The 22,995-nt window shown below is 74.9% G+C and carries 21 protein-coding genes; 12 read left to right on the top strand and 9 right to left on the bottom strand.

Annotation, left to right across the window (positions count from 1 at the left end; translation table 11 throughout):
* Positions 1-32 precede the first annotated feature (32 nt).
* Positions 33-2,372, bottom strand: coding sequence for an MFS transporter (locus tag F8568_RS32490; protein ID WP_202125614.1), 2,340 nt, complete (start codon positions 2,370-2,372; stop codon positions 33-35).
* Positions 2,373-2,724: 352 nt separating this feature from the next.
* Between F8568_RS32490 and F8568_RS32495 the strand changes: the two genes are divergently transcribed.
* A complete protein-coding gene (locus F8568_RS32495) occupies positions 2,725-3,111 on the top strand; it encodes a nuclear transport factor 2 family protein (RefSeq protein WP_151597515.1) in 387 nt (128 codons plus the stop codon).
* Positions 3,112-3,250: 139 nt separating this feature from the next.
* On the opposite strand, the gene F8568_RS32500 is transcribed toward F8568_RS32495, so the two are convergent.
* From F8568_RS32500 to F8568_RS32510, 3 genes are all read right to left on the bottom strand, one after another.
* Positions 3,251-4,465 carry a PucR family transcriptional regulator gene (locus F8568_RS32500; RefSeq protein WP_151597516.1) on the bottom strand — a complete coding sequence of 405 codons (1,215 nt, stop codon included), beginning with the start codon at positions 4,463-4,465 and terminating at the stop codon, positions 3,251-3,253.
* Between the two features lie 22 nt (positions 4,466-4,487).
* Positions 4,488-5,534, bottom strand: coding sequence for a polyprenyl synthetase family protein (locus F8568_RS32505; protein WP_160573849.1), 1,047 nt, complete (start codon positions 5,532-5,534; stop codon positions 4,488-4,490).
* Positions 5,535-6,171: 637 nt separating this feature from the next.
* Entirely contained in the window at positions 6,172-8,268 is a 2,097-nt protein-coding gene (locus F8568_RS32510) for a catalase (protein WP_151597518.1), read from the bottom strand.
* A gap of 253 nt (positions 8,269-8,521) precedes the next feature.
* On the opposite strand from F8568_RS32510, the gene F8568_RS32515 reads away from it, so the two are divergent.
* The 5 genes from F8568_RS32515 (at position 8,522) to F8568_RS32535 (ending at position 13,147) form a co-directional block, all read left to right on the top strand.
* Positions 8,522-9,823, top strand: coding sequence for a PucR family transcriptional regulator (locus tag F8568_RS32515; RefSeq protein ID WP_151597519.1), 1,302 nt, complete (start codon positions 8,522-8,524; stop codon positions 9,821-9,823).
* Positions 9,824-9,959: 136 nt separating this feature from the next.
* On the top strand, positions 9,960-10,316 hold the full coding sequence (locus tag F8568_RS32520; protein ID WP_151597520.1) for a histone-like nucleoid-structuring protein Lsr2: 357 nt from the start codon (positions 9,960-9,962) through the stop codon (positions 10,314-10,316).
* Positions 10,317-10,333: 17 nt separating this feature from the next.
* Positions 10,334-10,663, top strand: a complete 330-nt coding sequence (locus tag F8568_RS32525; RefSeq protein ID WP_151547238.1) for a histone-like nucleoid-structuring protein Lsr2 — start codon at positions 10,334-10,336, stop codon at positions 10,661-10,663.
* 198 nt (positions 10,664-10,861) lie between these two features.
* Complete coding sequence (locus tag F8568_RS32530) at positions 10,862-12,739, top strand: CASTOR/POLLUX-related putative ion channel (protein ID WP_328601122.1); 1,878 nt, start codon at positions 10,862-10,864, stop codon at positions 12,737-12,739.
* Between the two features lie 111 nt (positions 12,740-12,850).
* Positions 12,851-13,147 (top strand): hypothetical protein, encoded by a 297-nt coding sequence (locus tag F8568_RS32535; RefSeq protein WP_151597521.1) that lies wholly within the window; start codon positions 12,851-12,853, stop codon positions 13,145-13,147.
* Here F8568_RS32535 and F8568_RS32540 read toward each other — a convergent pair.
* Positions 13,144-14,196 (bottom strand): hypothetical protein, encoded by a 1,053-nt coding sequence (locus F8568_RS32540; protein WP_151597522.1) that lies wholly within the window; start codon positions 14,194-14,196, stop codon positions 13,144-13,146. The genes F8568_RS32535 and F8568_RS32540 overlap by 4 nt on opposite strands.
* 216 nt (positions 14,197-14,412) lie before the next feature.
* On the opposite strand from F8568_RS32540, the gene F8568_RS32545 reads away from it, so the two are divergent.
* The 6 genes from F8568_RS32545 to F8568_RS32570 all read left to right on the top strand — a co-directional run bounded on the left by F8568_RS32545 (position 14,413) and on the right by F8568_RS32570 (position 19,467).
* Positions 14,413-14,700 (top strand): hypothetical protein, encoded by a 288-nt coding sequence (locus tag F8568_RS32545; protein ID WP_151597523.1) that lies wholly within the window; start codon positions 14,413-14,415, stop codon positions 14,698-14,700.
* A 93-nt stretch (positions 14,701-14,793) separates the two neighbouring features.
* Positions 14,794-16,143 (top strand): hemolysin family protein, encoded by a 1,350-nt coding sequence (locus F8568_RS32550; protein WP_151597524.1) that lies wholly within the window; start codon positions 14,794-14,796, stop codon positions 16,141-16,143.
* Positions 16,140-17,156, top strand: coding sequence for a CNNM domain-containing protein (locus tag F8568_RS32555; RefSeq protein ID WP_151597525.1), 1,017 nt, complete (start codon positions 16,140-16,142; stop codon positions 17,154-17,156). Before F8568_RS32550 ends, F8568_RS32555 begins: the two co-directional genes overlap by 4 nt.
* A 61-nt stretch (positions 17,157-17,217) precedes the next feature.
* Entirely contained in the window at positions 17,218-17,505 is a 288-nt protein-coding gene (locus F8568_RS32560; protein WP_236009733.1) for an RNA polymerase subunit sigma-70, read from the top strand.
* A complete protein-coding gene (locus tag F8568_RS32565; protein ID WP_151597526.1) occupies positions 17,506-18,054 on the top strand; it encodes a Clp protease N-terminal domain-containing protein in 549 nt (182 codons plus the stop codon). It abuts the gene before it with no gap.
* Positions 18,055-18,087: 33 nt separating this feature from the next.
* Positions 18,088-19,467, top strand: coding sequence for an FAD-binding oxidoreductase (locus F8568_RS32570; protein WP_151597527.1), 1,380 nt, complete (start codon positions 18,088-18,090; stop codon positions 19,465-19,467).
* A gap of 18 nt (positions 19,468-19,485) precedes the next feature.
* On the opposite strand, the gene F8568_RS32575 is transcribed toward F8568_RS32570, so the two are convergent.
* The 4 genes from F8568_RS32575 to F8568_RS32590 all read right to left on the bottom strand — a co-directional run bounded on the left by F8568_RS32575 (position 19,486) and on the right by F8568_RS32590 (position 22,992).
* A complete protein-coding gene (locus F8568_RS32575; protein WP_151597528.1) occupies positions 19,486-20,430 on the bottom strand; it encodes a hypothetical protein in 945 nt (314 codons plus the stop codon).
* 47 nt (positions 20,431-20,477) lie between these two features.
* Positions 20,478-21,149 (bottom strand): hypothetical protein, encoded by a 672-nt coding sequence (locus F8568_RS32580; RefSeq protein ID WP_151597529.1) that lies wholly within the window; start codon positions 21,147-21,149, stop codon positions 20,478-20,480.
* A gap of 101 nt (positions 21,150-21,250) precedes the next feature.
* Positions 21,251-22,093, bottom strand: a complete 843-nt coding sequence (locus tag F8568_RS32585; RefSeq protein ID WP_151597530.1) for an LLM class flavin-dependent oxidoreductase — start codon at positions 22,091-22,093, stop codon at positions 21,251-21,253.
* A 98-nt stretch (positions 22,094-22,191) separates the two neighbouring features.
* Positions 22,192-22,992: a carbon-nitrogen hydrolase family protein gene (locus F8568_RS32590; RefSeq protein WP_151597531.1), complete on the bottom strand. Its 801-nt coding sequence runs from the start codon at positions 22,990-22,992 to the stop codon at positions 22,192-22,194.
* Positions 22,993-22,995: the final 3 nt, after the last annotated feature.

Raw genomic sequence — 22,995 nt, forward strand, 5'->3', positions numbered from 1 at the left:
CGCAGCCCTTGAGTCGCCGCCCCCGGGACCGGCTACTCGCCCCGGCGGTGGGTGAGCGCGATGTCGAAGTCGTCGCGCCCGGCCCCGGACAGGTCGAGCGGCACCGCGACCGGCGGGTACCCGGACGCGATGACCGTGTAGTCCTCGGGGGCGAGGCCCTCGAACGCGTAGCCGCCGTCCGGGCCGGTGCGGGTGGTGGCGACGACGTTCCCGGCCTGGTCGACCAGCGACACGTGCGCGTCGCCGAGGGCCTCGCCGGTGCGGCCGCGGACGGTACCGCGCAGCGCGGGAGCGGCGGGCAGGACGATCTCCGCCGCTGCCGGCTCGCCGCCCTCGACCCGCACCGGGCGGGCCGCGGGCCGGTGACCGGCCGCGCTGACCGTGAGCGTGTAGCCGCCGGGCGCGAGGTCGGCCAGCGCGAACGCGCCGTCCGGGCCGGTGACGCCGGAGCCGACGACCTCGCCGCGCTGGTCGGTGGCGACCGCGACGGCGCCGGCGACGGGCTCGCCCGCCTCGTCGCGGACCGTGCCCGCCAGCCCGCCGATGCCGCCGAGCACCAGGTCGGCGGCGGCCGGGCCGTCGAGCACCGTGACCGTGGCGGCCTCGGGCTGGTGGCCGGGCGCGGAGGCGACGAGCACGTAGCCGCCGGGCGCGGGCGCGGCGATCGCGTACCCACCGTCCGCACCGGTGGCGACCACGCCGAGCTGGCGGCCGGACGCGTCGATCAGGGTGACGGTGGCACCGGGCAGCGGCGTCCCGTCGGGGCGCAGCACCCGGCCGCGCACCGCCGGGCCCCCGCCCGCGACGGTCGGCTCGGCTGCCGCCGGGCTCGGCGCCGGCGCGGGCGCCTCGTTCTCGACCACGGGCTCGGACACGGCCGGGTCAGGTGTCCGGGCGCGCCGCTTCGCACGGCGCGCGGACGGCAGGAAGGCCGCGAGCAGGACGCCGAGCGCGATGGCGCCGGTCGCGATCGCGAGCGAGATCCGGAAGCCGGTCATGTCCGGCACCTCGGCGCCGGCGAAGTGCACGGTGTTGCGGGCGAGGACGGTGCCGAGCAGCGCGCTGGACACCGAGGTGCCGATGGAGCGCATCAGCGTGTTCACGCCGTTGGCGGCGCCGCTCTCGGACGGGTCGACGGCGCCGAGGATGAGGGTGGGCAGCGCCGAGTAGGCCAGCCCGATGCCGACGCCGACGAGCGCCGAGACCAGCGCCACCTGCCACACCGCGTTCATCAGGCCCTGCGCCGCGGCGTAGCCGCCGCCGATCACGAGCATGCCGAGGATGAGGGAGACCTTCGCGCCGAACGCGGCGGAGATGCGCGCCGACAGCGGCGAGACCAGCATCATCGCGATGCCCATCGGGGCCACCGCGAGCCCGGCGACCAGCAGCGACTGCCCGAGGCCGTAGCCGGTCGCGGTGGGCAGCTCCAGCAGCTGCGGGAACACCAGCGACATGGCGTAGAACGAGACGCCGATGGTGATCGCGGCGAGGTTGGTGAGCAGCACCTGGCGGCGCGCGGTGGTGCGCAGGTCGACCAGCGGGTCGCGCAGCCGCAGCTCCACGACGCCCCACAGCACCAGGATCACGACGCCCACCGCGCCGATTCCCAGCGTGCGCGGGTTCGTCCAGCCCCAGTCGCCGCCCTTGGTGATCGGCAGCAGCACCGCCAGCAGCCCCGCGGTGAGGCCGACCGTCCCGGCGAAGTCGAAGCGGCCCTTCGCCCGGACCTTCGACTCCGGGACGGCGACCGTCACCAGCACGAACGACACGGCGCCGAGCGCCGCGGCGAAGTAGAAGAGCATGTGCCAGCTGAAGTGCTGGGCGATGTAGGCCGCCAGCGGGAGGCCGAGCGCGCCGCCGACGCCGATCGAGGAGCTCATCAGCGCCAGTGCCGAGCCGAGCCGCTCCTTCGGCAGCGAGTCGCGCATCAGGCCGATGCCGAGCGGGATCGCGCCCATCGCGAAGCCCTGGATCGCGCGGCCGGCCACCACCAGCGGCAGCTGCGAGCTGACCGCGGCGACCAGCGAGCCGACGACGACGGTGGCGACGCTGACGAGCGTCATCCGCTTCTTGCCGTACAGGTCGCCGAGCCGTCCCATGATCGGGGTGGCGACGGCGCCGGACAGCAGCGTGGCGGTCATCGCCCACGTCGCGTTCGACAGCGAGGTGTGCAGCAGCTGCGGCAGCTGCCCGATGACCGGGATCAGCAGGGTCTGCATGACCGCGACGACGATGCCGGCGAACGCCAGGACGGCGATCAGCAGGCCCGAGCCGCGCTCGGCGGGCATGCCGAGGTCGGGTTCGCGGCCGGCGGCCGCGGCACCGGCGGGAGCGGCCGTGCGCGGGTGCTGGGCGGTGGCGGGCTGGGTCACGCTGGTACGCCTCCGGGAGGTGGTTCGGTCCGTGCCGCGGGGTGGGGGCGCCCCGCTCCGAGCGGCGGGCGCACCCCGTGATCAAGACGATGAGAGCCGGTTTCATTCCCGGGCCGGCGGCCCGCGACGGAGAATGAGACCAGCATCACTCTCCGCGAAGGCTGAAATTTACCGATAGAGGCGAAGGGATGAGAAAAAGGAGTCACGCCGGTCAGGTCGGCGTGCCCCGGGCACGCCCGCCGGCGGAGATCGCAATAGGCTCGACGGGACGCCGCCCGCCGCCCGCCGCCCTGACCCGCGCGAGCGCGGACGGCACCGAGCGGCGACGAGACCCGGCATGGAGGCAGGCCCGATGCACCCTTTCCGCGCGGCCATCGAGAAGGGCGACCTCGACGCGCTGCCCGACCTGCTGGCCGAGGACGTGCGGTTCCTCAGCCCGGTGGCGTTCGCGCCCTATGACGGCCGCCCGGTGGTGTCGGCGATTCTGCGCGCGGTGACCCGCGTGTTCACCGACTTCCGCTACGTCCGGGAGATCGGCGACGGGCGCGACCACGCGCTGGTGTTCAAGGCGCGGGTCGGCGACCGCGAGGTGCACGGCTGCGACTTCCTGCACCACGACGACGACGGGCTGATCGACGAGTTCTGCGTCATGGTGCGTCCGCTGTCGGGCGCGAAGGCGCTGTCGGAGGCGATGGCGGTGCAGTTCGAGGCCGCCAAGCGCGAGATGGGCCTCGCCTGACGCCGCCGCACGTCATCTGGCCGGCCCGAGTACGGCGTAGCCGGTGAAGGCGAGCAGCAGGTGGGGCCCCGGCGCGGCCGACGGCCTGCCACGGCCGCGCCGCGTTGAGCGCGAGCGCGGGGGCGTCGGATCAGAGGGGTCAGGCGCTCAGCGGCGGCGGCAGCGACGCCTCCTCGGCGCGGCGGCCGTCGCGTTCGAGGCTCGTCAGCCGCGCCGAGGTGAGCGCGGCGCGGAACAGCTGGATGCCGCGCGCGGAGCTCGGGTCGATGCCGGACAGGTCCCGGATCCGGTCGAGCCGGTAGTGCAGCGTCCGGCGGTGGATCCACAGCTCCCGGGCGGCGCGCTCGCGGTCGAGGTTGCAGGCGAGCAGCACCTCCAGGGTCCGGCGCAGGTCGGTGCCGGCGTCCAGCGGGGACAGCACCGCGGCGAGCCGCTCCCGGATGCCGGGCTGGCCGAGGATCGCCAGCTCGACGAGCAGCTCGTCGGCGCGGTACGGGCGGTCCTCGGCGTCCGGGATCGCCTTGACGACGGTCAGCACCCGGGACGCCTCCTCCAGCGCGTCGGGGATCCCGCCGAGATCGGCCCGGCAGGACTCGGCGGCGTGCACCGGCCCCCGCGTCCAGGTGGCGAGGACGGCCACGAACTCGGCGGCCAGCACCTCGGCGCGCACCGGGTCCCCGGCCGGGAACAGCGCGACGAGTTCGGCGAGGTCGCCGGAGTACAGGACGCCGTCGATCGCCTCCAGGTGCTCGCGGGCCCGCGCCCAGTGCGCCGCGGCGGCCGCGCCGAGGCCCGGCGCCTCGCACCGCAGCACCAGGTAGCGGGGCGCGAGCGCGACACCGGCGGCGTCCGCGATGACCTCGGCGGGCGCGCCGTCGATCAGCGTCTCGGCGAGCAGCCGGCGCAGCGGCCGGGATCGGACGCCCTCGCGCGGCGCGTCCGCGTACCCCTGGATGCACGCCTCCCGGGCCCGTCCCGCCAGCCGCGCGGCGCGGCCGGTCGCCTCGGCCAGCTCGGTGAACAGGCCGGCGGGCGCGCCCGCCCAGCAGGTCCGCGCCGCCGCGGCGAGCGCGCCGTCCCACACCTCCGACAGCACCGCGAGCGGGATGCCCTGCCGCGCCGCCATCACGCCGAGGTCGCGGAACCGCGCGAGGTCGTCGGCGGGCAGCGGCCCGCCCGCCGCGACGAGCGCGAGCAGCCGCGCGGCGGTCTCCTCCCGGCCGCCGAACAGCGGCCCGGCGGTGCGCCGGATCGGCTGGTGCGCGGGGTGGCCGCCGAGCGCCTCGCCGATCGCCGCGGCGACGCGCGGGCCCTGCGCCGCGAGGAAGTCCGGCAGTCCGCCGGCCGTAGTCATGCTGGGTCCTCCTCGCCGGTCTCTAGGCCACGGCCAGCCGCGGTCCGGGCAGGTGCGCGGCGGTCTCGTCGACCAGGTCGTGCAGCCCGCGGACGAACGCGGGGTCGCCGCCGAGCAGCCCGAGCAGGTCGTGCGCGTGCCCGACGAGCGGAGCGACGGACGCCGCGTAACCGTCCAGGACGTCGTCGTCGAGCATCCAGGCGGTGAGCTCTGCGCGCGCGCACGCCGAGTGGCGGGCGCCGGCGTGCAGCGCGAGAGCCTCCCGCCGCCGCGCGGCCGGAAGCGCGGACAGCAGGTGCGCCAGCAGGTACGTGGCGGTGCCGTTGGCGAGGTCCTCGTGCCGTCCGGACGCCAGGTCGCGCTGGTCGTTGACGAGCTGGCGGAGCACGCCGAGCCGGCGGCCGAACGCGCGCCAGCCGCCCGCCCGGTCGGCGCCCGCGCCGGCGAGCCGGGCCGCGGACGCCGCCGCCATCGCGTACGGCGCGCCCGTCTTGCCCGCGTAGGCGCGCAGCACCGACGCGGGCGTGGCGGCGGACGGGCGGTCGGTGAGGTCGCGCAGTTGCCCGTCCACCGCGTCCAGCCAGGCCCGCGACACCTCGTCCGCCAGCCCGCAGCGGACGGCGTCGGGCACCGGCAGGTCCGCGACGAGCCGGGCGGGCAGCTGGCCGCCCACCGCCAGCGCCGTCAGCACCCGCTTGGCGACCGCGGTGTTGCCTGCGGACGGGGCGCCGGGCGCGTCGGTGAGGTCGTCGAGGTAGCGGGCCGCCGCCCACCACAGCAGGTGGACGACGGCGAGCGGCCGGGCGGGCGCGGGGTCGCCGGCCTCCGCGCCGTGCACCAGCATCGGCAGCGCGACCATCCCCCGCACGCCGGGACGGGAGCCCTTGGCCCGGACGGTCTCGAAGAAGTCCACCAGGAACTCCGCCATCGCGCCGCCGACCATCTCGCGGCCCTCGTCCAGGCCCATCGCCAGGCCCTCGGCGAGCCGCTCGCACAGCCGGCCGATCTCGGCCTCGGCCTCGGCGGCGGCCCGCTCCTGCGCGGCCCGGCCGAACGCTCCTTCTTCCACGTGTCGACTCCTCATATTTCGCGGGGTTCTCGGGCGGTGCCGGGTCAGCCGGCGGCGCCCGCCGGGGCGCCGTTCGGCAGCACGCGCGCCCGTCATAACGGACGCGGCCATGCGCCCTCCCTCCATAATCGGCCCCATGCCCTTGCCCGGCGGCCGCGAAAAAGGCCGCCCGGGGCCCTTACCGGAAGCACAGGAAATCCAGCGAGACGGCCGTCATCTTGCTACAGAAATGCGCCGGTATGAACTGCACCCATGGGCAGTCCGGGCCGCGTGGGTCTTCCCAGACCGGCAAGGAGCGGCGCGCCGGACACGCCGCCGGGCGGCCCGCGGGCCGCCCGGAACCCGCATGTCAGGACCCACTTGCACGGACGGTCACGACGGCCGGCGGGCGGCGGGCCGGCCTCTTCCAGCCGGAATGCGGGTGGAATGCACGCGATTCTTGCGAGCCGGATCGCGAGTTCTAACCGGGGATTTGCACAAGATATATTTTCAGATCATCATTCAATCATTCCCGCGCACCGCCGTTCTGTGACATGGCCCACAATTGATTTGGCAGAATGCGGCCAACCGCGGCGGGGCCCGGCACGGCGCCCGCTGGAAGCGTGCCACCGCGCCGGGCCCCGCCCGCGCCGCCCGGTCAGGCCGGCACGTGGTCCTTGCGCCGCCGCCAGTGCCGGTGCCCGCCGATCGCCTCGATGAGCGCGGCGCCGAAGCCGCCGCCCGGGCCCCGCCCGGTCACGACGCCGGCGTCCTCGACGGTGCCGTCCTGCGAGGTCTTCACGCCGGTGATCCCGGCCCGCTCCAGCAGCGCGACGCCCTCGTCCAGCGCGCCGATCGGCTTGCAGTGCACGAACGCCTCCGCGACGAAGTGCACCGCGGCGCCGTCCTGCGCGAGCGTCCGCACGCTCGCCTCTCCCCCGGGCACCAGCACGGCGTCGTACAGCACGGACGCGACGGTCGGCATCGCGCGGGTCACCGTGACCTGCGCGCCGTTGGCGGCCTGGACGTGCCCGTCCTTGGCGGCGAGCACCTCGCACACCGCGCCCGCCTCGGCCAGCGCGTCGCCGACCGCGCCGACGGCCGCCGAGTCGACGCCGTCCGCCACCAGGATCGCGACCTTGCGGCCCTGGACCGAGCCCGGCTGGGTGTCCTGGCTCAGCGCGGGCGAGGTCCGGCCGTGGTTCGCGGTCGCGGCGTCGGACGGCGGCTCCACTCCGACGCCCTCCGCGACCTGCACGGCGAGGCCGTGGTCGACGTGGTTCAGCTGCGCGACCACGCCCTCGCGGATCTGCTTGTGCTCGCACTTGCCGAGCTCGAACCGGAACGCGCCGACGATGTGCTCCTTCTCCCAGTCGGACATGCTGTTCCAGAACAGCGTGGCCTGCGAGTAGTGGTCCTTGAAGCTGTCGCTGCGCTTGCGGATCTTCTCGCCGTCCACGCGCTCCTGGTAGTGGGTGAACGATCCGGGCCCGCCGACGGCCGGGCAGCCCCCGCCGAGCGAGTTCTTGTGGTAGCTCGCCTGCCCCTGGTGCAGCCTCATCTGGTGGTAGCCGTCGCGCTGGTGGTTGCGGACGTCGGCGACCGGCTGGTTCACCGGGATCTGCGGGAAGTTCGGCCCGCCGAGCCGGATCAGCTGGGTGTCCAGGTAGGAGAACAGCCGGGCCTGCAGCAGCGGGTCGTTGGTGAAGTCGATGCCCGGCACGACGTTGCCGAGGTGGAAGGCGACCTGCTCGGTCTCGGCGAAGAAGTTGTCGGGGTTGCGGTCCAGCACCATCCGGCCGACCGTCCGCACCGGGACCTCCTCCTCCGGAATGATCTTGGTCGGGTCGAGCAGGTCGAAGCCGAACCGGTGCTCGTCCTCCTCCGGCACCAGCTGCACGCCGAGCTCGTACTCGGGGAAGTCGCCGGCGTCGATGCGGTCCCACAGGTCGCGCCGGTTGAAGTCGGGGTCCTTGCCGGCGATCTTCTGCGTCTCGTCCCAGGCGAGCGAGTGGACGCCGAGCTTCGGCTTCCAGTGGAACTTCACGAACGTCCCGCGGCCCTCCGCGTTGACGAGCCGGAACGTGTGGACCCCGAATCCCTCCATCATCGCGTAGCTGCGCGGCAGCGCCCGGTCCGACATCAGCCACATCATCATGTGCATCGTCTCGGGCTGGAGCTGCACGAAGTCCCACAGCGTGTCGTGCGCCGACGACGCCTGCGGGATCTCGTTGGGCGGCTCGGGCTTCACCGCGTGCACGAAGTCGGGGAACTTGATGCCGTCCTGGATGAAGAAGACCGGCATGTTGTTGCCGACCAGGTCGAAGTTGCCCTGGTTCGTGTAGAACTTGGTCGCGAAGCCGCGGACGTCGCGGACGGTGTCGGCCGACCCGCGCGACCCGGCGACCGTCGAGAACCGCACGAACACCGGCGTCGTCAGCGACGTGTCGCACAGGAACTCGGCGGTGGTGTACTCGGCCAGCGACTCGGTCAGTGTGAAGTGCCCGTACGCGCCGGAGCCGCGCGCGTGCACGACCCGCTCGGGGATCCGCTCGTGGTCGAAGTGGGTGATCTTCTCGCGGAGGTGGAAGTCCTCCATCAGCGACGGGCCGCGCTCGCCCGCCTTCAGCGAGTTGTCGGTGTCGTCGACCCGGACGCCCTGGTCGGTGGTCAGCCCGGCCGCCCCCTCCGGACTCACCCGCCGCCGCTCCAGCTGCTCCTGCTTCCGGTCCTCGTGGCCGGCCGGATTGGCCATGGTTCGGCTCCTCGTGACTGCTCGATGATCGCACTCCGTCGTGCCGCTACCCGGCGAACCCTTTGCCATGCACGCTTTGACCCGAACTTGAGCACGCCCGCCGCGCCGCCGCGCAACGGCCGCCGCCCCTGCGCGAACCCTTGTCAAACGGCTGACAATCGGCCCCTCCCGGCGGTGCGGCCCGATGAGTGTCGCGCTCCGGCCCGGATGCCTAGGTTGAGACGAACGGGCGTTCGGTCGAGGAGGTGTCGCGATGACGACGGCTTACGAGGACGCGCACACCGGATCACCGGTGATGGAGGGGCTCACGGAGGAACCGTGGCGCGACGTCCCCGCGGAGGAGGCGCGCTGGATGCGCCCGCGGCTGCCGGAGCTGCTCGGACCGATGGTGAAGGGCGTGCTCCGGCACGTCCCGGAGTACGACCGCCCGAGCGACACCGCCTACGTGCGCGTCGCCGAGGCCGCCGTCGCGCACGCGATGGAGCACTTCGTGCAGATGATCGCCGACCCCGACGCGTCCTGGAAGGAGGTGTACCAGGTCTTCTTCGACGTCGGGTACGGCGAGGCGGTCGAGGGGCGCAGCCTGGAGCACCTGCAGAACGCGATGCGGGTCGCCTCGCGGCTGGCCTGGCGGCACCTCGCCGTCGAGGCGGAGCGGCTCGGCCGCCCGCGCGCCCTGATCAGCCTGCTCGCCGAGGCGAACTTCGCCTACCTGGACGCGCTCGCCTCCGCCGCCGCGCACGGCTACGCGCGGGCCCGTGAGAAGGCCGCCGGGGAGCGCGAGCAGCGCCGCGGCCGGCTGCTGGCGCTGCTGCTGTCGGACCCGCCCGCGCCGCCCGAGGTCGTCGCCGAGCAGTCCGCCCGGGCGGGCTGGCCGCTGCCGCGCCGGCTCGCGGTGATCGTGCTGCGGCCGCGCCCGGGCAGCGGCGGCGAGGGCCCCGCCGGGCTGCCGCCGTCGCTGCTGACCGGGCTCGACCACGGCCGCCCCTGCCTGGTGATGCCGGACCCGGACGGCCCCGGCCGGATGGACGAGCTGACCGCGACGCTGGCCGGCTGGACGGGCGCGGTCGGCCCGTCCGTCCCGTCCGACCAGGCGCGGACGTCGCTGCAGTGGGCGCGGCGCGCGCTCGACCTCGCGCCCCCGGCGCCGCGCCGCGCCCGCGGCGGGAACGGCGCGGCGGCGGGCAAGGCGAACGGCGCCGGGCGCGGGTCCCGGCGCGGTGGGCTGCTCGTCCGCGCCGACGAGCACCTGCCGGAGCTGCTGCTGCAGGAGGGCGCGTCGCTGGCGGCGCTGGTGGCGGCGCGGCGGCTGGCCCCGCTGGAGGCCGCCGGCCGGCGGCAGGGCGTCCGGCTGGCCGAGACGCTGCTGGAATGCATGAAGCACGGCTTCAACGCCACGGGCGCCGCCGAGGTGCTGTGCGTGCATCCGCAGACCGTCCGGTACCGGCTCGCGCAACTCCACGAGATGTTCGACTTCGACATCGAGGACCCCGATCTCCGCCTGGAGATGATGCTGCTGCTCAGCACCTGGATCCGGGCGCGTCCGGCTTCCTGAGGGCCTCCCGGGCGAAGGCGCGCCGATCCGGCGCGCCTTTTCGCGTGCCGCGCCGCGCCGCGACGTCATGGCCGGCCCCGGAATCCGCTACGGTCAGGTGCGCCGCGTAGGCGAGGGGAAGGAAAACAGGATACAGATGGCCGAGAAGGTCATTCGAGTCGACGACATCGACGGCTCCGAAGGCGACGATGTCGCCAAGCGGGACTTCGAGGTCCTGGGTCGGACGTTCACGATCGACCTGAGCGATGACAACTACAAGCGGCTGAACGAGATGCTGGACGCGCTCGCGCCCTTCATCGAGAACGCCGTGGAGGTGAAGCCCGCGGGGAAGGGCCGCAGGCCTCGGGTGGCGAAGATCAAGGGCTACACGAACGGCGACGTCCGCGAGTGGGCATTGCGCGAGGGCGTCGAAGTGTCCGAACGTGGCAAGATATCGGATGAGGTCTATGCTGCATTCATCGACGCTCATCCGGACGCGAAGCCGGACGCATAGCTAGAGGGAGTCCCCGCATGGCACAGAAGGTCGAAGTCCTTCTCGTGGACGACATCGACGGTGGCGAGGCCGACGAGACCGTCAGCTTTTCGCTCGATGGCACCAGTTACGAGATCGACCTGAGCAAGAAGAACGCCGCGAAGCTGCGCGACGGTTTGGAGCCGTTCGTGGCCGGCGCCCGCAAGGCGCGCAAGCCGGCGGGCCGGCAGGCGCGCGGCACGCGCACCGCGGGCAGCCGCGAGCGCTCCGCCGAGATTCGCGAGTGGGCGAAGAACCACGGCATCAAGGTCAATGAGCGGGGCCGTATCCCCGCCAATGTGATCGAGCAGTACGAGGCCGCGCACTAGCACCCCGCGCGGCCGGCCGAGTTCCGGCGGAGCGCCGAGGGGCCGGAGTGAAATTCTCACTCCGGCCCCTCCCGCATTAGTGCACACCGGGCAAATCGCCTTTCGCTCGGCATTCCCCGAATTTCGCATGGCGAACATCATCGCCGCGCATGTCGGTAGGGTGACGCCCCGGGGGCCGGCAAAGGGGGGCAAGCGGGGTTGAAGCACGCGACGCGACGGGACCGTGTCCGGTACTGGTTCGACACGACGATGTCGAAGGGGACTCCGGCGCTCATCGGCTGGCTGGGGCTCGCCTCGGCGGCGCTGGTGCTCGTGGTGGCGACGGCCGCGGTCGTCCTCGCCCCGCGCGACAGCGACCGCCACGGGCACTGGCCCGGCATGGTGTGGCGCAGCCTGCTGCGCACCCTCGACCCCGGCACGATGGGCGGCGACAGCGGCGGCGTCGCGTTCCTCGGCCTGATGCTGGTCGCCACGGTCGGCGGCATCTTCATCGTCAGCGCGCTGATCGGCGTGCTCACCACCGGCCTGGAAGGCAAGATCACCGAGCTGCGGAAGGGCCGGTCGCGGATCGTCGAGCAGGGCCACACCGTGCTGCTCGGCTGGTCCGAGCAGGTGTTCACGGTCGTCGCCGAGCTGGTGGAGGCCAACCAGAGCGAGCGGCGCTCGTGCGTGGCGATCCTCGCCGACCGCGACAAGGTCGAGATGGAGGACGCCATCCGGGCGCGGGTCGGCGAGTTCGGCCGGACCCGGATCGTGTGCCGCACCGGCAACCCGCTGAAGGTCGCCGACCTGGAGCTGGTCAGCCCCGGCACCGCGCGGTCCATCATGGTGATCTCGCCGGAGGTCGAGGACGCCGACACCCATGTCATCAAGGTGCTGCTGTCGCTCGGCGCGCGCGCCTGGGAGCGGCGCCGGCCGCACGTCGTCGCGGCGGTGCACGACTCGGCGAACCTGCCCGCGGCCCGGCTGGCGGGCGGCGAGGCCGCATGGGTCATCGACGCCGACGACATCGCGATCCGGCTCATCGTCCAGTCGCACCGCCAGTCCGGCCTGTCGCAGGTCTGCACCGACCTGCTCGACTTCGCCGGGCACGAGTTCTACATGCGAGCCGAGCCGTCCCTGGCGGGGCTGGCGTTCGGCGAGACGCTGTCGCGCTACGACCTCGGCGTTCCGGCGGGGCTGCGGCACCGCGACGGCACGGTCGCGCTGAACCCGCCGATGGACACCCCGGTCCGCGCCGACGACGAGATCATCGTGCTCGCCGAGGACGACCTGCTGATCCGGCTCGCGTCCGGGCCGCCGCCGCCCGTCCGGGAGCGGGCGATCGCCACGGCGACCGCGCGGGAGCCGCTGCCCGAGCGCACCCTGCTGCTCGGCTGGAACCACCGCGCCCAGAAGATCATCGAGCTGCTGGACGACTTCCTCGCCCCCGGCTCGGCGCTGACCGTGGCCGCGCCGCGCGCGGACCCGACCGGCGGGCTCGGCCCGTTCGCCAACCTCAAGGTCGGGTTCGTGCCCGCCGAGCCGACCGACCGGCCGTCGCTGGAGTCCCTGGACGTCGGCTCCTACCAGCACGTCATCGTGCTGTCGGAGGCCGGCTTCGACCGCGAGCACGCCGACGCCCGCACGCTGGTGACGCTGCTGCACCTGCGCGACATGGAGGACGCGCTCGGCGACCCGTTCTCCATCGTCAGCGAGATCAACGACGACGCGAACCGGGAGGTCGCGCAGGTCACCAAGGCCGACGACTTCGTCGTCAGCGACAAGCTGATCAGTCTGATGCTGACCCAGCTGAGCGAGAACCGGCACCTGTACGACGTGTTCGCCGACCTGCTCGACCCGGCCGGGTCGGAGATCTACCTCAAGCCCGCCTGCGACTACCTCGTGCCGGGCGGCACCGCCGACTTCGCGACGCTGATCGAGTCGGCGCGGCGGCGCGGCGAGGTCGCGCTCGGCTACCGGCTGATCGACCGGTACCACGAGCCGCCCGGGTACGGGGTGGTCCTCAACCCGGACAAGACGGCCCCGCTGGTGCTGTCGGCGCGCGACCGGGTCATCGTCCTCGCGGAGAGCTGACGCCCCCGCACCGGGCCCGCCGTTACGGACGGACCGGAATGCGGGGCGGCGGAAATAGCGGTGCGCGAACCGCCGCGGATCGCCCACAATTGGACCGACGGGGTGATCATCGTGGGCGATCAGATGTTGCGGCTGGGAGCGCGCATAGCCGAGATCGAGGCGCTGTACGGCTGCGCGCTGGACGAGCGGGACGGCCGTGCCGCGCGCCGGCTGCTGGCCGAGCTGGCCCGGGCGGGGGCCCGGCTGGCCGAGGAGGCCGACCGGGCGGCGGGACCCGCGCGGCGCCCTGCCGGGACGCGCCCGGGCCGGGCGCGGCTGCGCCGCCGCATCGCGGGCACGCAGCGCACGGCGGACCGCATCATCTCGAAGGCCTCACGCCGCCCGGGCCGGCCGGCGCAGAGCGCCTAGAGCGTCTCGGGCCCGCCGGCCGGAGCGGGGCCGGCGGGTGGTCCGGCGTCATCGGGAATGGCGAGCTCCGAGGCCGTGGCCGACTCGTCGGCGGCGCGCTCGCGGAGGGCGCGTTCGGTGCGGCGGGCGTCCTCGGCCATGCCGCGGATCTCGGCGCCGGCCATCGCGTCGCCGACCGTGCCGGCGAGCAGGTCGCGGTAGCGGGCGTTCTGCTCCGGCAGCGCCGCGAGGACGCGGGACTCGTGGTAGGCGTCGTCGGCCTCGCCGGCGCGGCGTGCGTACGCCTCCAGCGCCTCGATCCGGACGGTGACGGACCGCGCCGACAGCGCGAGCGCGCGGTCCTGCGGTTCGAGCAGCGCCCGCACCCGCGCGGACAGCCGCTCGGGCTGCTGCAGCACGCGCTCGCGGCGCAGCCGGGTGTGCTCGGCGAGGGTTGCCGCGATCGCCCATTCCTGCCGCGGCAGCACGACCGTGTTGCCGACGTCGTCCAGCAGCCCGGCGCGGTGCGACTGGGAGCCGAGGACGGCGTCGACGGCGCGCTGGGCGCGGATCAGCAGCCGCGCCGCGGGCCGGTCGAAGTCGGCGGGCAGCAGGTAGCGGCCGTGGTGCTCGCGGGCGGCGCGGGCGGCGGCGGGCTCGCGCAGGTGCCGCAGGGCGCCGATGACCCAGCCGGTGAAGCCGGCGGCGGCCAGCAGCACGGCGACGTCGGTCTGCCCGAGCAGCAGCAGGAGGACCTGCAGCGCCGGGGTGAGCATCATCGCCAGGATGGGCAGCCTTCCCCACCGCATCGCACCGCCGACGAGGTCGTCCTGGTCGAGCGAGGCGAGGAAGCACACCCGCAGCCAGCCGCCGGGCAGCACGCCGTAGAAGACGGCGAACGCCGGGATCCACAGCAGCCGGGCGACGACGGTGGCGACGGTCAGGGCCGGGCGCGCGGGCGCCGGCAGGCTCGCCGCGACCAGCCGCTCCGGGGCCGCGGCGAGCAGGGCGCGGTCCGCGACGGGAATGCCCGGGTCGAACACCGGACGGGGACGGCTCTCATCGTTCATCGGCGCTCCCCACCGCCTCAGGAGGTCCTGCGGGCCGGGCGGGGCCGCCCCGCGGGAGATCTGCCCGTTCTTCCTTCCCTTGCTATCACTTGTGCCCAGCCATCCCCGGAATGTCACGAGATCGGGAAATTCGGGCCGTCCGGCGGGGCCGGCGCACCCTTGAGCCGGAACCTAAATCTCTGCCCGGCGGCGTCCGTTCCAGGGTGGGGTGGGCGCATGACCGTCGCCCTCGCCGTGATCTTCGCCGGAGTGCTGCACGCCACCTGGAACGCGATCGCGAAGGGCGCGCCGGACCGGTGGGCCTCGTTCGCGCTGATCGGCCTCGGCGAGGCGGCGGTGGTGATCCCGCTGGGGCTGATCACGGGGCCGCCGGACCGGGCGGCTCGCGGCGGCCTGCGTGGTGGCGGCGGGCGTCGTCCTCATCACCGCGCACTAGACGACCCTGGGCGCCGCACCGGACGGGCGGGCGGGTCTCGCGGCGCGTGCCGCCGCCTGGCAGGGTAGAAGGGATCTTGCAGGGACGCGCGGAGGGGGAATGGTGCCCGGGCAGAGCGGGCCGCGGGCCGGCGGTGCGGCCCCGGAGGGTGCGGGGGGCCGGTGAACGGGGCGCTGGGCCTGCTCGCGGTCCTGGTGCTGACCGCCGCGACGGGCTACTTCGTGGCGCAGGAGTTCGCGTTCGTCACCGCGGACCGCCCGCTGCTGGACCAGCGGGCGGCGGAGGGCGACCGCGCGGCGGCGCGCGCCGTCCGGGTGATGGAGCGGCTGTCGTTCATGCTGTCGGGCGCGCAGCTCGGCATCACCGTGACCGCGCTGGTGGTCGGGTTCATCGCCAAGCCGGCCCTCGCCGGCCTGATCGCGCCGGTGCTGGACGCGGCGGGGGTGCCGCACGGCGCGTCCGGCGGCGTCGCGGTCGCGCTCGGGTTCGTGCTGGCGACGGTGCTGCAGATGGTGCTCGGCGAGCTGTTCCCGAAGAACCTGGCGCTGGCGCGGGCGGAGGCGATGGCGCGGTGGCTGGCCGGGTCGACGCTGGTGTACCTGGCGGTGGCGGCGCCGGTGATCCGGCTGTTCGACGCGGCGGCGAACCGCCTCGTCCGGGCGGTCGGGATCGAGCCGGTCGAGGAGCTGCACCACGGCGCGACGCTGGAGGAGCTCGGGCACATCATCGGCGAGTCCGGCGAGCAGTTCCAGGAGGCGCACGCGGACCTGCTGGAGCGGGCGCTGGCGTTCTCCGAGCGGGACGCCGAGGAGGTCATGGTGCCGCGGGTGGACGTGGTGACGGTGCCGGCGTCGGCGCGCGCGGCGGAGCTGAGCGAGATCATCACCGCGAGCGGGCACTCCCGCTACCCGGTCGTCGGGGAGCGGGTCGACGACGTGGTCGGGATCGTCGGGCTGGACGAGCTGATCCGGCTCGGCCCGCGGGAGTCGGAGCGGACCGAGGTGGGCGAGATCGCCCGGCCGCCGCTGCTGCTGCCGTCGTCGCTGCCGCTGCCGGACGTGGTGGCGCGGCTGCGCGGCGCCGACGTCCCGGTGGCGTGCGTCGTCGACGAGTACGGCGGCTTCGCCGGGCTGATCACCTGGGAGGACGTGGCGGAGGAGCTGGTCGGGGAGATCGCCGACGAGCACGACCCGGGCGAGGACCTGGCGATCCGGCGCGGCGAGTGGTGGACGACCGACGCGGGCCTGCGGGTGGACGAGGTGGCGCACGAGACGGGGATCGCGCTGCCGGAGGGCGACTACGAGACCGTCGCGGGCCTGCTGCTTCAGCGGCTCGGCCGGGTGGCGCGGCCCGGCGACGTGGTGCGGGTGGAGCTGGAGCCCACCCGGCTGGACGAGCCGCCGCGCACGGCCGTGGTGGAGGTGCTGACCGTCCACCGGCACGTGCCGGAGCTGATCCGGATCCGGACCGTCGTCACGGCGCCCGGCGAGCGGAACGGCGGTGACCGGTGAACCTGACCTCGGGCGTCCCGGTGACGCTGGCGCTGCTGGCCGGCAACGGGTTCTTCGTCGCGACGGAGTTCGCGCTGGTGGCGGCGAAGCGGCCGCGGCTGGAGCGGGCCGCCGCGCGCGGCAGCCGGGCGGCGGGCGCGGCGGTGGCGGGGATCGGCGAGCTGTCGCTGACGCTGGCGGGCGCGCAGCTCGGCATCACGATGTGCTCGCTCGGGCTGGGCCTGGTGTCCGAGCCGGTGTTCACCGAGGCGCTGGCGCCGCTGTTCCACGCGGCGGGCCTGTCGGACGGCGTGGCGCACGCGATCGGGTTCGTGATCGCGCTCGGCGTGGTGACGTTCCTGCACATGGTCGTCGGGGAGATGGCGCCGAAGTCGTTCTCGATCGCGGGGCCGGAGCGGTCGGCGACCGTGCTGGCGCTGCCGTTCCGGGCGTTCACGACGGTCGTCCGGCCGGTGCTGGCGGCGCTGAACGGCGCGACGACCCTGCTGCTGCGCGCCGCCGGCGTGCATCCGGGCGAGACGCGGGAGGTGTCGCGGACGCCGGAGCAGCTGCGCAGCATCGCCGAGGAGTCGCGGCGGCTGGGGCTGATCGGGCAGCGCGACCTGACCCTGCTGACCGCCGCGCTGGACGCGCCGCGCGCTCCGCTGTCGGGGCTGGTGGTGCCGGTGTCGCGGATCGTGTCGGTGCCGCCGGAGGCGTCCCCGCAGGAGGTCATCGACACCGCCGCGCGGACCGGCCGGGTCCGCATCATGGTGCGCGGGTCGGGCCGGGAGCAGGCGCGGATGGTGCACGTCCGCGACGCCTACCTGGCGCGGGCGCGCGGCCGGGCGACGACGGCCGGCGAGCTGGCGCATCCGGTGCCGGCGATGCCGGTGGGCACGCCGGTCGGCGAGGCCGTCGCGACGCTGCGGGCCCGGCACAGCCAGCTGGGCCTGGCGATCGGCCCGGACGGGCGGGTCGCGGGCCTGGTCAGCCTGGACGACCTGCTCACCACGCTGCTGAAGCTCTCCTGATCCGCGCGCACATGTCAACACAGGTTGACAGTGCCGAGGGTGTCAACCTACATTGACATGCATGAGCGATGGAGTGACGCTCGCCCAGGAGGCGAGCAGCAGGGACCCGGCGGTCGGCCTGCGGGCCGTCCGGGCGCTGCGCGAGCTGGCCGAACGGCTGGAGGCGCTGCAGGTGGCCAGCGCCCGCGACCAGGGCTGGTCCTGGCAGGACATCGCGGTCTGCCTCGGGGTGAGCAGGCAGGCCGTCCACAAGAAGCACGGCGGCGGGCGCCGCCTTTCCCTTCCGGCGAAGTCGGCCGGGGGGCGTGGGGGGTCGTCCCCCCTCGGAAAAGCACAGAAGGAGACGTAGATGTTCGAGCGCTTCACCAAGGACGCGCGGCGCGTCGTCGTCCTCGCGCAGGAGGAGGCCCGCATGCTGGGCGACCACCACGTCGGCACCGAGCACGTGCTCGTCGGGCTGGTGGGCGACGCCACCGTGGGCGCCGCGCTGCGCGAGCACGGGCTCGACGCGGCCGACCTGCGGGCCCGGATCACGGCCGGGCAGACCGGCGACGCGCTGGACCCCGGCGCCCTGCGGAGCATCGGCATCGACCTCGACGCCGTCCGCGAAGCCACCGAGCAGATGTTCGGCGAGGGGGCCCTCGACGTCCCCGCCGGCAAGCTGCACCGCTACGCCCGCGGGCACATCCCCTTCACCGCGGAGGCGAAGAAGGCCGTCCAGCTCAGCCTGCGGCACGCCGTCCGGCTCAAGCACAAGGAGATCCGCAGCGGCCACATCCTGCTCGGCATCCTGCACGACGACGGCTTCGCGGCGGCGAGGCTGGCGACCGCCGCGGGCGCCGACACGGCGGCGCTGCGCGCCGAGGTCACCCGGCTGATCACCACCGAGGCGGCCTGATGCGGACGCCCGTCCATGTGATTACGTGAGGACATGCCCGAGATTCTGGACGCCCTCCGCAGCACCCTCCCCGCGCCCCGGCTCGTCACCGACCCGGACGTGATCGCCTCCTACGCGCACGATGAGGCGGAATGGGCCCCGCACGGGACGCCCGCCGCCCTCGTCCGCGCCGGATCGACCGAGGACGTCCGGGCCGTGGTGGCGGCCTGCGCCGAGCACCGCGTCCCGATCGTCCCGCGCGGCGCCGGCACCGGGCTGTCCGGCGGCGCGAACGCCCTGGACGGCTGCGTGCTGCTGTCGCTGGAGGCGATGAACGAGATCGTCGAGATCGACGCCGCCGAGCGGCTCGCGGTCGTCCAGCCCGGCGTCGTCAACGACGCGCTGCGGCTCGCCGCCGCCGAGCACGGCCTGTGGTACCCGCCGGACCCGGCCAGCTCGCCCTGGTCCACGATCGGCGGCAACGTCGCGACCAACGCCGGCGGCCTGTGCTGCGTCAAGTACGGCGTGACCCGCGACTACGTGCTCGCGATGGAGGCGGTGGTCGGCCGCGGCGAGGTGGTGCGGCTCGGCCGCCGCACCGCCAAAGGCGTCGCCGGGTACGACCTGTGCGGGCTGATGGTCGGCTCGGAGGGCACGCTCGGCGTGATCACCGAGGTGACCGTGCGGCTGCGCGGCGCCCGCGCTCCCGAGCACACCGTCGTCGGCTACTTCGACGCGCTGCGCGAGGCGGGCGAGGCCGTCAGCCGGGTCACCGCGGCCGGGATCGTGCCGAGCGCGCTGGAGCTGGTCGACCGGCACTGCCTGGCGGCGGTCGACGCGTGGCGGAACATGGGGCTGTCCGCCGACGCGAACGTCCTGCTCCTCGGCCGCACCGACCTGCCCGGGGAGGCGGGCGAGGCGGAGGCCGACGCGATGGTCGCCCTGTTCGAGGAGGCGGGCGCGACCTGGAGCGCCCGCTCGTCCGACGAGGCGGAGGCCGAGGCGCTGTTCGCCGCGCGGCGGCTCGCCTACCCGGCGCTGGAGCGGCTCGGCCCGCTGCTCACCGAGGACGTGTGCGTGCCGCGCGCGCTCGTCCCGGAGATGCTGACCCGGATCGAGGCCGCCGCGTCCGACACCGGCACGCACATCGCGAACATCGCGCACGCCGGGGACGGCAACCTGCACCCGCTGATCATCGCGCCGGCGGGCGACGACGACGCCCGGGTGCGGGCCCAGCGGGCGTTCGACCGGATCGTCTCGGACGCCATCGACCTCGGCGGGACCGTCACCGGCGAGCACGGCGTCGGCCTGCTCAAGCGGCGCGGCCTGCACGCCGAGCTGGAGCCGGCCGTGATCGCCATGCACCACGCGGTGAAGGACGCGCTGGACCCGGCGGGCGTCTTCAACCCCGGCAAGGTCTTCGGGACGCCCTGAGCCCCGGCCTCCGGGCGGTCAGCCGCGCGCGGCCTCCCAGCCCTGGACCAGCTCGGCGGTCGTGTCGCCGACCAGGCCGACGCTCAGCCGCCCGTCCTGGCCCTGCTCGACCTGGACCCCGACCGGCCGCAGGTCGGGGACCCGCCCGCTGTAGAAGCCCGCGCGCTCCTCCATCCGCTCGTACTCCCCCGGACGCCACCAGTAGACCTGCGGGCTGATCGGCCGCTCCCCGCTCCCGGCGAGCCGCGCCGCGACCTCCTGCATCGTCTTGAGCGCCAGGACGAGGTGCGGGTCCGTGCCGATCTCGTGCACCGCGACGTACTCGGGCAGCGGGAAGGCGACGAGCGCGCCGAACGGCAGCGGCCCCGGGAAGTGGCGGCGCAGCGCGTGCGCGTGGGCGCCAATGTAGCGGTGCTGCTCGCCGATGTGCGCGATCTTGACCCCGTCGACGTCGGTGGCCTGCACGTAGTGCGGTTCCGCCTCGACGGACCGGGCCAGCGCGGCGCCGAACGCCTCGTGCTCGGGCACGTCACCGAGGTCGGACCGGTTCAGCGGGACGATCGAGTCGGGCAGGTCGGCCACGACCGTCTCCAGCAGCCCGGGGGCGAGCGGCCGGGTCAGCAGCGCCGCCCGCATCCGCTCGTCGAGCGCGCTCTCGGGGTAGAGGCGGACGCGCAGGCTGCCCTCCTCCAGCATGCGCCGCGCGCCGCCTCCGGCGGGCCCGGCGGCGGGTCCGCGCTCGAACGCCTGGACGGCCCGGTCGGCGTACTGCGCGGCGATGGCGGGCAGGTCGGCGCGCGAGTTCCGGCCGGCGTACGCCCGCCATTCGGTGATGTCCGCGTGCGCCTGCGAGCCGTCCTTGAACGTGACCGCGAGCGTGTTCGGATCGGGCAGCGTGCACGGGTATCCGCGCCGCGCGAAGGCGTCGATGAGGGCGGTCGCGATGGCGTCGTTCGGGTTCATGGTCATATACGACCCGTCCCGGGTCGCCGGGGTTCACCGTATTTCGATCATTTCGCGTAGTAGCTGGTCAGGGCGGCGACGCAGGCGGCCTGGCGGGCCGGGTCGGCGGGGAACCGGCGGCGGCACTCCGGTCCGATCCACGAGGGCGCGGCCGGACGGGCGGTGCGCGGCTTGGACGGCACGTGCGGCTGCGGCGCGGGCCGGGGCCGCGGGCTCGCGGAGTGCGGCGGGCGGGTCGCGGCCGGGCGGACGGGCACCGGGGAGGGCCGGTCTCCCGGCGCGCCCTGCGACGCCGACGGCCCGGCCCCCGGTCTCGCTCCCTGCGGGTCGTCCGCCGCGCCGGCCGGGCCGGGCGTCGGCGCGGGCACGGCCGGCAGCGCGCCGGGCGGTCCGGAGAGCGGGGGCGGGGACGGCGCGTCCGCCGCGGCGCCGCCGGACCTCCCGGACGCGGCGGGGGCGGGCGCGGTCGGGCTCGCCGCGTCCGGGGTGAGGCTTCGCGCCGGGGGTTCGCGCCTCGTCCCGTAGCCGATCACGCCGACGATCCCGGCCGCGAGGACGAGCGCCAGCGCGACGGCCGGGATGGACGAGCGGACCCGGTGCCGCCGGGCGAGCGGAGCCCGGGCGGTCACGAGGCGGGCGCCGAGCAGGCGGGAGCGGAGCGGCGGGCGGGGCGCGGCGCGGGTGTATCCGGCCGGGGGGAGATCGCGGGATTCGGGCACGCTCCGATCGTCACGGTCCGCGCACGCTCACACACGGAGAATGCCGGAGACCGTTGCCCGCTCGATACAGTTCCGGCCCCGCGGCCCTCTTGGGGGCGGGCTCAGCGACCGGCGAGCAGCTCCACCACCGGCGCGAACTCCTCGGCGAACACCGACGGGACGGACACGTACGACACGCCCAGCTCGTCCCGGCGCCTGGCGAGCGTGCCCGCCATCTCGCGCGGGGTGCCCGTCAGCATCGCGATGGACCCGGCGGCCGCCATCGCGGCGCCGTCGACGCCCAGCTGCGGCGCGAGCCATCCGGGCACCTCGTCGCCGACGACGTGGACCTGCGTGCACAGCTCCACGTCGTCGAACCGGTCCCCCGCCGCGTCCCGGACGATGCCGACGAGCGGCGCCAGCTCCTTGTCGCCGGTCAGCGGCGGCACCCCGAACGCGACGGTGCCGGCCCGCCGCGCGCCGAGTTCCAGCATCCGCCGCCGGGACGCCGCGACGAGCACCCGCGGCGGACGGCCCGTCCCGGCGAACAGCCCTTCCGGCGGGTGCGCCACCGCGTCCATGACCGCCTCGACCCGGCGGACGCGCTCGGCGGCCGTCCCGTACGGCACGCCGAACAGCTCCGCGTCGGCCTCCCCGCCGGGCCGTCCCGCGCCGATCCCCAGCTCGAAGCGGTCGCCGGTGGCGAAGGCCAGCGAGGCGGCCTGCCAGGCGACCATGGCGGCCGGGCGGGTCGCCGCGGAGAGCACGAACGTGCCGACGCGCAGCGACTCCGTCGCGCCCGCGGCGGCGGCGAGCGAGGCCACCGGGTCCGCCGTGCCGGTCGTGTCGGGGGTGAGCAGCGTCGCGTAGCCGAGGTCCTCGGCGCGGCGGGCGAGGTCCGCCCACGCGGCGCCGTCGCGCGCCCCGCCCGCCATCAGCCCGAACCGGAACCGCCGGTCTGCCATGGTCTCCGCCTTCCGCTCGCGTCCGTCCTCCTCCACTTTGAGTGGGTGCTCACTCATTGTCAAGCCCGGCCGGGGATTCGGGAGCGCGGCGGACTCGGTCAGGCCAGCGGGACGGTGGTGAAGCGGCGCAGCGCCAGCGCCGGGTTCTTCTCCCGCACGGCCGCGACGCGCTCGGGCGACACGTCGGCCGCCGCCGTGCCGGTCGTCTCCCCGAGCGCCGCGACGACGACGCCCATCGGGTCGACGATCATGCTGGTGCCCGCGCCGGTCGGCGCGCACTGGTCGGCGGCCGCCACGTAGATCGTGTTCTCGATCGCGCGGGCCCGCACCAGCGTCCGCCAGTGGTCCTCCTTGAGCGGCCCCGGCACCCACTCGGCGGGCAGCGCCAGCACGTCCGCGCCCGCGTCCACGATCCGCCGCGTCACCTCCGGGAACCGGACGTCGTAGCAGGTCTGCATGCCGAACCGGAGGCCGTCGACGGTGAACGTCTCCGGGTCGCCGATCGGGCCGTGCCGGACGACCTCCGACTCCTTGTACCCGAACGCGTCGTACAGGTGCGTCTTGCGGTACGTCGCGGCGACGGCGCCGTCCGGGCCGAGCGCGAGGAGCGTGTTGGAGATCCGGTCGGGGTCGTCCAGCCGCTCGTTCACGCCCGCCACCAGGTGCAGGCCGTGCCGGCGCGCCAGCTCGCCGAGCCCGGACGCGAACGGGCCGTCCAGCGGCTCGGCGGCGTCGATGAACCGCCGGTCCAGCCGCGGCGCCGTGAACATCGCGAACTCCGGGAACACGACCACCCTCGCGCCGCGCCCCGCCGCCTCCGCGGCGAGCTTCCCGATCGACGCCAGGTTGGCGTCCTTGTCCTGCCCGGGCGCGAACTGCGCGACCGCGACCTGCACCATCTC

It is taken from the genome of Actinomadura physcomitrii, from assembly GCF_008923205.2.
GTDB lineage: Bacteria > Actinomycetota > Actinomycetes > Streptosporangiales > Streptosporangiaceae > Spirillospora > Spirillospora physcomitrii.

Coding starts and splice junctions, on each gene's coding strand:
- F8568_RS32495 (WP_151597515.1), top strand. CDS start 2,725: ATGCACCCTTTCCGCGCGGCCATCGAGAAGGGCGACCTCGACGCGCTG.
- F8568_RS32500 (WP_151597516.1), bottom strand. CDS start 4,465: ATGACTACGGCCGGCGGACTGCCGGACTTCCTCGCGGCGCAGGGCCCG.
- F8568_RS32510 (WP_151597518.1), bottom strand. CDS start 8,268: ATGGCCAATCCGGCCGGCCACGAGGACCGGAAGCAGGAGCAGCTGGAG.
- F8568_RS32515 (WP_151597519.1), top strand. CDS start 8,522: ATGACGACGGCTTACGAGGACGCGCACACCGGATCACCGGTGATGGAG.
- F8568_RS32520 (WP_151597520.1), top strand. CDS start 9,960: ATGGCCGAGAAGGTCATTCGAGTCGACGACATCGACGGCTCCGAAGGC.
- F8568_RS32525 (WP_151547238.1), top strand. CDS start 10,334: ATGGCACAGAAGGTCGAAGTCCTTCTCGTGGACGACATCGACGGTGGC.
- F8568_RS32540 (WP_151597522.1), bottom strand. CDS start 14,196: ATGAACGATGAGAGCCGTCCCCGTCCGGTGTTCGACCCGGGCATTCCC.
- F8568_RS32545 (WP_151597523.1), top strand. CDS start 14,413: ATGACCGTCGCCCTCGCCGTGATCTTCGCCGGAGTGCTGCACGCCACC.
- F8568_RS32560 (WP_236009733.1), top strand. CDS start 17,218: ATGAGCGATGGAGTGACGCTCGCCCAGGAGGCGAGCAGCAGGGACCCG.
- F8568_RS32565 (WP_151597526.1), top strand. CDS start 17,506: ATGTTCGAGCGCTTCACCAAGGACGCGCGGCGCGTCGTCGTCCTCGCG.
- F8568_RS32570 (WP_151597527.1), top strand. CDS start 18,088: ATGCCCGAGATTCTGGACGCCCTCCGCAGCACCCTCCCCGCGCCCCGG.
- F8568_RS32575 (WP_151597528.1), bottom strand. CDS start 20,430: ATGAACCCGAACGACGCCATCGCGACCGCCCTCATCGACGCCTTCGCG.
- F8568_RS32585 (WP_151597530.1), bottom strand. CDS start 22,093: ATGGCAGACCGGCGGTTCCGGTTCGGGCTGATGGCGGGCGGGGCGCGC.
- F8568_RS32590 (WP_151597531.1), bottom strand. CDS start 22,992: ATGGTGCAGGTCGCGGTCGCGCAGTTCGCGCCCGGGCAGGACAAGGAC.